This window comes from Streptomyces sp. NPDC057474 (genome assembly GCF_042802555.1).
Lineage (GTDB): Bacteria > Actinomycetota > Actinomycetes > Streptomycetales > Streptomycetaceae > Streptomyces.
In genome coordinates this window covers 1-8,495 of sequence record NZ_JBHVDX010000320.1, presented here as the reverse complement: position 1 = coordinate 8,495, position 8,495 = coordinate 1, and the positions used below count along the sequence as shown (strand labels likewise).

Below are 8,495 nucleotides of genomic sequence, written 5' to 3'. Positions count from 1 at the left end.
CCTTGGCGCCCCTGGCCTGGTACCCACCCCCCTCCCCCTGCCCCTGCCCCTACCTCAACCCGCACCTCACCTCCGCCCCCCATCGGGCAGTACGGTGTCGTCCATGCGCCCCGACACGCCTGCCGAGAACGTCGATCACAACGCCGAAGCGGCACGCCTGGAGCGGACCGCCGACCTCTACCCGGAGGACGCCGAGCACCTGCTCCTGCAGGCCGCCGCCCACCGGGAACTCTCCGGCGACCGCCCCACCGCGACAGCCCTCTACGACCGCCTACTGTCGTCGTCCGCCCCTCTCGACAACCCCCACCTCGTACGAGCGCTGAAAGCCTCCAACCTCTGGGAGTACGGTCACGAGGCGGAGGCCCGCGCGATCATCGACGGAGTCCGCGCAGCCGCCCCCCGAGACCCTGCCCCTTGGGTGATCGTCGCCGAGGCCCTGGAATCCCACGACGAACTCGAAGCGGCCCAGGACACCTTCACGGCAGCCGTGACCCTCCTCCTGACAGACGTCCCGGAGCCCCCGTACGCCACCCGCGCCCTGCTCTTCGGCCGCCACCGGGTCCGCCGCATGCTGGGCGCGATCCACGACGAGTGGGACGCCGTGGCGGACACCCAGCACTCGTCCTCTGTGTCCCTGGACGAGCTGCACGACCCGAAGCGGGTGTGGTCCCTGGGCTCGGACAACCCGGCGGAGCTCCAGGCCGAAATCTCCCGCCTCCGGGCGGAGTTGGGCGCGTACCGCGAGGCCCTGTCCCGCCCCTTCCCGGTGGCGGTCCTGCACTGGCCGGCACCCGAACTGTCGGAGCTGGTCGGGGCGTACCCGGGCTTGACCGCCGAGTACCCGTCCCACGAGGAACACCTCGCGACCATAGAGTCCTCACTCCGAGAACTGGCATCCTCGGGCACCCCGAACCTGGGCATCGTCACGGGCACGGTCCCCTCCTACGAGGCCTTCGCAGCCTCGGAGGGCTCATCCCCGGCCGACGCGACGCTGCTGCCGCAGTACGCGACGACGCTGGCTGCGCGGGGGTTGGCTGTGGAGTGGCCGCCGCAGAGGGGGAGCGCTTGTTGGTGTGGGTCGGGGCAGGGGTACGGGGAGTGTCACGGGAGCCCGGAAGCCTGATCCCAGCAGCGCTCCGCTGCCTGTCTCGGTCCCTGGAACTCTTATCGAAATCTCGGCCCTATTTGTTCTAATTCCGCCGCTCCATCACAACTCGTACGCGCTAATGTCACGTCCAACAGCTGAATTGGCATGCCCGCACGCATTCCGGGCATGTCCCCGCCCGCGAGGAACACCCGTATGCCGCCATACCAGCCGTCTTCGGACTGGCAGTTCGACGTACCCACCAGCGGAAGCAAGCGGCTCCCACCGGCGGCCAGGTCCTTCGAGTCGCTCGCGCACCAGGGCTACGGCTTCGAGGCGGCCATCGCCGACCTGATCGACAACTCCATCGACGCGGGGGCCCACAACGTCGTCGTGAGCTTCGTGCGGGACACCGGTGACCGTGGCGGGCGAGACCGCCTCGTCGGCCTGCTCGTCATCGACGACGGCCACGGCATGGACGAGGCGGACTTGGACACGGCGATGACGGTCGGCGGGCGCGCGACATACGCCGCAGGCGCCCTCGGGCACTTCGGCGCCGGACTGAAGGCCGCCTCGCTCTCGCACGCCGACGCGCTCACCGTGATCAGTCGGACCAAGCGCAGCCCGTCGGCCGGCCGCCGCTGGCTCACCGCCCGCGCGCAGGCCGACTTCACCTGCGACATCGTCGACGCGACGTACTGCCAGAACCTGGTCGACCGTTACGACGGCGTCATCGGCTGGCACGGCACGATCATCCGCTGGGACCAGGTCCGCGCGTTCGAGACCATCACGGCCGGGCAGACCGACCGCTACCTCAACGACGCCATCGAACGACTCGAGACCCACCTGGGTCTCTACCTTCACCGCTTTCTGGCCCGCGACGACTTCAACATCGACATCGTCGTCGAGGACGTCCACACCCGGGAAGAGTTGGACCACCGAGGTGTGGAACCCATCGACCCCTTCGGCTACCGCGTTCCGGGTCGCGCCGGCTATCCGCGTATGTACGTCGCGCCGGTCGAGGGCGTCGGCGACGTCGCGCTCACCGCGCACATATGGCCACCCAAGTCGCCGCTCGTCGCCTACCGAGGCATCGGCCCGCTCGCCGAGCGCCAGGGCTTCTACCTTTACCGCAACGACCGGCTCGTCCAGGCCGGCGGCTGGAACGACACCCGCAGCCCGGAGGGCCACCTCGCCCTCGCCCGGATCGCCGTGGACCTGCCGCCCGAGCCCAACGACGTGTTCGCCCTGACCGTCAAGAAGGACGGCGTCCAGGTCACCCCGGCGTTCGCCCGCGGGCTCGAGAAGGCGAACGCCCCCACAACCGGCCACACCTTCACCGAATACGTCCGAGAAGCCGAGGCGACCTACCGTGAAGCCGCCAAGCGGCGTACCGAGGTCAAGCGCCCGGCCGTCATCCCGCCCGGCAAGGGCTTCGACCCGAAGCTGAAGCGGACACTGCGGGACGAACTGCCACAGTTGGAGGGCGACGACCCCATCACCTTCACCTGGGCCAGGCTCGACGTGCCGCCCGGCGTCGACTCCGCCGAACTGCTCTTCACGATCGACCACAAGGAGCGCTTGGTCGTCCTCAACAAGGACTACCGGCATGCCTTCAACGGCGGACGGCGCGGGGGCTCCAACGACGCCCCCGTCCTCAAGAGCCTCCTTTATCTGATGCTCAACGAGATCTTTCAGAAGGAACGGGTCTGGGCCAACCAGACCGACAAGGTCGCCCTGTGGAACAGCGTGCTCGTCACCGCGGTACGGGCCGAGCTCGCCCGCGCCGAGGGTTAGCCCCCTCTCTCCACCTTCCCGTCCACCAGAGAGGCCACCCAGCCGTCGTGACCGCCGAGAACACTCCCGCTCCCGCCCACCTCACCGATCTCCACGGCGAGGTTCTCGGCGCGATGAGCCGTCGCGGCCCCAAGCACTTCGCCAAACTGGTCTTCGTCCTGGCCGACGCCGACGAACCGGCCGACATGGACATGTCCCACTTCCGCGATCGCATCCTGACCGCGAACCCCGGCGACGAACTCCTCGCTCTCTGGCGCCGCAAGCTCACTGCTTGGGACTTCGAACAGTCCCCCACCTGGTCCGCCACCGCGCCTCGCACTCCGGAGCGGCGCGCCGAGGTCTACGACAAGCTCGCGTTCGGCGGGGATCTACGCAAAGCGCTCGACGCAGCCGTCCCGGTCCACAAAGAACCGGGTCCTGTCACCATCAGCCGTGAGTTCCAGCCCTGGTACACCCGGGAGCAGGCGGCGAACCGCTCCTTCTACTGGACTTCGTACGAGCGGCTGCTCAGCCGCAAGGGTTGGAGTGACGCGGCGATCTCCGGCCTGGACGAGGCGGCCCATGCGGTCGTCGAGCGGCTCACCGACCCCACCCGTGACGAGCCTTATGGCGCGCGAGGACTGGTCGTCGGCTACGTGCAGTCCGGCAAGACCGCCAATTTCACCGGCGTCACGGCCAAGGCCATCGACGCGGGGTACCGACTGGTGATCGTCCTCGGTGGCACTCTGAACCTGCTGCGCGGCCAGACCCAGCGCCGCCTCGACATGGAACTGATCGGCCAGGAGAACATCCTGGGCGCCGCCGACCCGAACGACCCGGACGCCCTGGTCGACATCGACTACCAGGACGACGAGGACTGGCCGGCGAAGTTCGTCTCGTTCGGTGCCCGCCCCTCCACGCTCGGCGCCTTCGACATCGAGCGTCTGACCTCTCGCGACCGTGACTACATGGCGCTGGAGCGCGGCATCAGCGCCCTGGAGTTCGAAAAGCCGGACCGCACCCGTCCCCTGTACGACCCGGCGAACCTGCATGCGGCCCGCGCCCGCGTGATGGTCGTGAAGAAGAACAAATCGGTGCTGGAGAAGCTGGTCAGGGACCTCAAGAAGATAGGCCCGATCCTCGGCGAGATACCGGCCCTGATCATCGACGACGAGTCGGACCAGGCCTCGGTGAACACGACCGACCCGAAAAAGTGGGAGGACGGCAAGGTCACTCGCACCGCGATCAACGGCCAGATCAGCAAGCTCCTCAAGCTCCTGCCGCGCGCCCAGTACGTCGGCTACACCGCGACCCCCTTCGCCAACGTCTTCATCGACCCGGGCGACGAGGAGGATCTCTTCCCACGCGACTTCCTGGTCTCCCTCCCCCGCCCCACGGACTACATGGGCGTTCAGGACTTCCACGACCTGGACCCCGTCGACGACAGCGAAGGCGAGGCCGAGAAGAAGCATGTCCGAGGCATCTACAACTCCACTGGCGACCGCCTCCAGGAAGCCTTGGACGCCTTTGTCCTCACGGGCGCTCTGAAGCTCTACCGGGAGGGACACGGCGTCCCCTCCGACCCGTTCCGGCACCACACGATGCTCGTGCACGAATCGGTCCGCATGGCCGAACACGCGGCGCTCGCCCTGCGCATCAACACCATGTGGCACAACGCCGCGTACACGGGCCCGGAGGGCCACACACGCCTGGCGTCCCTCTTCGACAAGGACTTCCACACCCAGGCGGACGGCTCCCTGCCCACTCCCACGACGTACACGGACCTCAAGCCGTACGTTTCTCAGGCCCGCCGTCTCATCAACCAGGGCGGCAGCCCCGTCATGGTCATCAATGGCGAGAGCGAGCGCGACTACGCCCAGCCCGACCTGGACTTCGACCGCACGCCGAACGTCTGGAAGATCCTTGTCGGCGGCACCAAGCTGTCCCGTGGCTTCACGGTCGAGGGCCTGACGATCACGTACTACCGCCGCACGACGCAGCAGGCCGACACCCTGATGCAGATGGGCCGCTGGTTCGGCTTCCGGCCTGGATACCGGGACCTGGTGCGGCTGTACATCGGCCGCGAGGAGGCCCTCGGCCGTAGCCGCAACGCCAAGACGGTCGACCTGTACGAGGCCTTCGAGGCGATCTGCCGAGACGAGGAACTCTTCCGCGCCGAGCTGGCCCGCTACGCGCCCTTGGCGGACGGCCGTCCCCAGGTCACCCCAGCTCAGATCCCACCACTGGTGGCCCAGCACCTGCCGTGGGTGAAGCCGTCGGCCCGGAACAAGATGTTCAACGCGGAGTTGGTGGAGGTGCGGTCGCCGGGTACGCCGATCGAACCGGCGGCGTACCCGCAGGACGCCAAGATGACGGCGCGGAACATCGAGCGTTGGAAGCCCGTCCTCGAGGCAGTCAGCGGTACCCCGACAACCTGCCTCCTGCTGCCGGATGACACTTCCCCTCTGTCCCGTAGCTTCCAGGCATCTACCACAGTGATCCCGCACGCCCAGCTCCTTTCCATCCTCAGCTCGCTGGAGTGGGAGGAAGGCAACGTGCTCGCCCCGCACCTGACCTACCTCTCCCAGCTCGACGGACGCCTGGCGAAGGTCGACGACTGGCTGGTCGTCGCTCCGCAGCGCACACAGCGCAACCGGATCGAAGCCGCCTTGCTGGGCCAGGGCCCCTTCTCCCTGTTCCGCCGAAGCCGCCAGTCCGGAAAGCTGTCCTTCGGGCGTATCTCGGGCCTGGAACATCGTTTGTACGCACAGCAGTTGATCGACCGGCCAGACTCAGCCTCCGCTGGAGACAGCTCCTCCGCACTCGGAGCAGCTCGAGGTGTAGTCCTTCTGTATCCCGTCGTAGAAGCCGCCCAGGACGATGAGGTGAAGGCCGTTGCCGCGACGGGCACTGCAGCGCCTGACCGAGTCATCATGGCGTTCACCGTGATTCCGCCGAAGGCAGCCATCGACACGAAGCAGCAGCTCGTGCGCTTCCGGACAAGAGACTCCACTTGTCCGGATGCGGTTATCGTCAACGCGTTCTGAGGCGCCATGGCTCTACACGTAACGAATGACTCACCGACGGGGAGAGCATGCTTCCTTTCGAAGAGGCCGACATCAAGGCCGCTACTTCGGTCGCCCTATGGCAAGCGGCGGCCGGGGCGGACCCTGAACTCGACAAGGTCTACGAATACATCAAGGCGCTCGACCCTACGGGCCGACGGTTCGCCAGGGTCCTTCGTGACACCATCGACCAGCTGCTCAACGGCGAGGTAACCGGACGCTACGACTGGAAGACGCTCTTCAAGACCGAGAAGACTCACGCGGGAACTCTGGTAGAGATCAATTTGCAGCGTGAGTTCCGGTTCGCGGACGGCGACGCTATGGACTACCAGATCGCCGGCGTCGACGTGGACTGCAAGTACTCCCAGCAATTCGGTGGCTGGATGATTCCGCCGGAGGCGGTGGGCCACCTCTGCCTCCTGGCTTGGGCCGACGACTACAAGTCCCTCTGGAGTATCGGCCTCGTCCGGATACGCAATGAGTGGCTGAACACCGGGAACAACCGTGATCTCAAGCTCACGATCAAGGCTGACCACCGGGACAAGATCAAGTGGATGTGGCGCGACGAGGACCTCCCCGAGAACGTGCTCCTCCACATGAATGCCGCGGACCGTGACGCCGTGTTCACAGCGAGCTCGGGGCAGCGCCGCTTGAACGAACTCTTCCGGCGCGTCCAGAAACGACGTATCGGCCGTAACGTCGTGCGCACGGTGGCCCAGCAGAAGGACTACATGAAGCGGGTCCGCGGCAACGGCGGCAGCCGGTCGGCGCTGAGGGCGGAGGGCATCCTCATCATGGGGGACTACGCCAGCCATCGCGAGATCGCCGGCCAGCTCGGCCTCCCCCTCCCGGACGACGGCGAATTCGTCAGCGCCCGGGTGGCCCCCGCAAGACCTCATCACGGGGATGCCCTACGAGTCTCCCTAGACGGGAAACGATGGGTCATCGCCCAGCCAGATGACCCCGTTGAGCCCGCCCCCGCCCTGCCTTCACACATCAGACAGGACTGACGATGAACGCGCCGTTCGCAACTGGCCTCCTCGGGTGGAAAAGGCTGGAGAAGACCGGGAATCTCGTCCCAAACAACGCGGACTCCGACAGCAATACGTCAAAGCTGCTCGCGAGGCATGTTCTTGAGGCCCTGGGGGTGCAATCCGATGTCGTACTTCTCGACACCCCTGACAACCTTGGCCCCGCACTGGAACACGCGGTCTGCGATCACCTGAGAGCCTCTCTTCCTCGCCTGTCTCCGGAACGTGCGTGGCACGTTGACCACAAGAAGACCGTGGCCGACTTCGCACAGTATGAGCACCTGGACAGAGTCGCCGAGGCGGTACGCAGGAATGCCACCCTCCGTGTTGATCTGGGCCGCGATTACCTCATCAAGCCCGATGTCACTGTGGGCGTCACGTATCCCACAGCCGAGGCCGCGGCCCGTCCGCATCTGCATGCCGCGGTATCCTGCAAGTGGACAATAAGGTCAGATCGTGTACAAAATGTGCGACACGAGTTCCTCCAGATGATCAGGCACCGGCGCGGCCGGCTTCCCCATCTGGTGGTGGTGACCGCGGAGCCCATGCCCAGCCGGATCGCCTCAATCGCGCGCGGGACGGGAGAAGCCGATGCCATCTACCACATCGCCTTCGATGCCCTGAAGGCCGCGGTAGCCGCTGTCGGCAGCCGCCAGCAAAAGGACGATCTCAGCGAGATCACCGAACAGGGCCGTCTCCTCCCTTATGGAACACTGCTGCCAACTCTGTCCAGCTGGTAACTCACCACAGATGATTACTCCCACCTCAGAACCAGATCCGTCACAGGCCACGTGGGTACCGCCCGAGGGCTCTTGGGCGTCGTCCGCCGCGCGCCGCCGCAATATGCAGGCAATCCGAAGCCGGGACACCACTCCGGAGCGCCTTGTCCGCCGACTGGTACACGCCCAGGGACTGCGGTACCGAGTGGCAACGCGCCCGCTCTCAGACCTTCGCCGTACCGCGGACATGGTCTTCCGGCCGGCGAAAGTAGCCGTCTTCATCGATGGGTGCTACTGGCACGGCTGCCCTGAGCATTACGTTCCTCCGAAGACCAACCCCGGCTACTGGTCCGGCAAAGTGGCCCGGAACATGGCCCGCGACCGCGATACGGATGAGCGCCTACGGGCAGCTGGCTGGCTCGTCTTGCGCTTCTGGGAGCACGAGTCAGCGGAAGAATGCAGCGAGGCGATCTGTCACGCGGTGACATCCAGACGCCGGGCCTCGCCCGGCAGCACGCCGGACACCCCTACTGAGCAAGGGACATCTTGAGTACTCGCCGGGCCATGGTGTTGTCCTCGATCCTCATAAACTCATAGGCGATCTCGGCCAGTTGACGCCCATCGCGGCCGGTCTGCGCATACCGGAGGATCACGTCCGCCTCGGACCGCAGCCCACGCGCCCTATACGCAGCCACCGCGTGAGCCACCTCTGCTGGGCCCCCCGCCATGCCGACGTGCCGCAGGATGCCGGCAACATCCTCGGCCCTTCTGGTCTGCTTCATGTCCAACAGGGTCAGCGCCGTGGGCCACTGTCCTTGCC

7 protein-coding genes are annotated in these 8,495 nt (G+C 66.5%); 6 read left to right on the top strand and 1 reads right to left on the bottom strand.

The features are described 5' to 3' along the window. The first annotated feature begins 103 nt into the window (after positions 1 to 103). The 6 genes from ACFU53_RS44290 (at position 104) to ACFU53_RS44265 (ending at position 8,225) form a co-directional block, all read left to right on the top strand. On the top strand, positions 104 to 1,123 hold the full coding sequence (locus ACFU53_RS44290; RefSeq protein WP_384005581.1) for an SEC-C metal-binding domain-containing protein: 1,020 nt from the start codon (positions 104 to 106) through the stop codon (positions 1,121 to 1,123). Between the two features lie 177 nt (positions 1,124 to 1,300). Further along, complete coding sequence (locus tag ACFU53_RS44285) at positions 1,301 to 2,881, top strand: ATP-binding protein (RefSeq protein WP_384005579.1); 1,581 nt, start codon at positions 1,301 to 1,303, stop codon at positions 2,879 to 2,881. 113 nt (positions 2,882 to 2,994) lie between these two features. After that, positions 2,995 to 5,907 carry a Z1 domain-containing protein gene (locus ACFU53_RS44280; RefSeq protein ID WP_384005583.1) on the top strand — a complete coding sequence of 971 codons (2,913 nt, stop codon included), beginning with the start codon at positions 2,995 to 2,997 and terminating at the stop codon, positions 5,905 to 5,907. Positions 5,908 to 5,954: 47 nt separating this feature from the next. After that, positions 5,955 to 6,935: a NaeI family type II restriction endonuclease gene (locus ACFU53_RS44275; protein ID WP_384005578.1), complete on the top strand. Its 981-nt coding sequence runs from the start codon at positions 5,955 to 5,957 to the stop codon at positions 6,933 to 6,935. A gap of 2 nt (positions 6,936 to 6,937) precedes the next feature. Continuing rightward, complete coding sequence (locus ACFU53_RS44270) at positions 6,938 to 7,696, top strand: NgoMIV family type II restriction endonuclease (protein WP_384005576.1); 759 nt, start codon at positions 6,938 to 6,940, stop codon at positions 7,694 to 7,696. 10 nt (positions 7,697 to 7,706) lie between these two features. Further along, entirely contained in the window at positions 7,707 to 8,225 is a 519-nt protein-coding gene (locus ACFU53_RS44265; protein WP_384005574.1) for a very short patch repair endonuclease, read from the top strand. Here the strand turns inward: ACFU53_RS44265 and ACFU53_RS44260 are convergent. Next, a partial coding sequence (locus ACFU53_RS44260) for a hypothetical protein (protein ID WP_384005572.1) occupies positions 8,203 to 8,495 on the bottom strand: 293 nt, incomplete at its 5' end. The two genes, ACFU53_RS44265 and ACFU53_RS44260, sit on opposite strands and share 23 nt — an antisense overlap.

Excerpts from the sequence above, each read along its gene's own strand:
- ACFU53_RS44290 (WP_384005581.1), top strand. The coding sequence starts at position 104 with ATGCGCCCCGACACGCCTGCCGAGAACGTCGATCACAACGCCGAAGCG.
- ACFU53_RS44285 (WP_384005579.1), top strand. The coding sequence starts at position 1,301 with ATGCCGCCATACCAGCCGTCTTCGGACTGGCAGTTCGACGTACCCACC.
- ACFU53_RS44280 (WP_384005583.1), top strand. The coding sequence starts at position 2,995 with ATGAGCCGTCGCGGCCCCAAGCACTTCGCCAAACTGGTCTTCGTCCTG.
- ACFU53_RS44275 (WP_384005578.1), top strand. The coding sequence starts at position 5,955 with ATGCTTCCTTTCGAAGAGGCCGACATCAAGGCCGCTACTTCGGTCGCC.
- ACFU53_RS44270 (WP_384005576.1), top strand. The coding sequence starts at position 6,938 with ATGAACGCGCCGTTCGCAACTGGCCTCCTCGGGTGGAAAAGGCTGGAG.
- ACFU53_RS44265 (WP_384005574.1), top strand. The coding sequence starts at position 7,707 with ATGATTACTCCCACCTCAGAACCAGATCCGTCACAGGCCACGTGGGTA.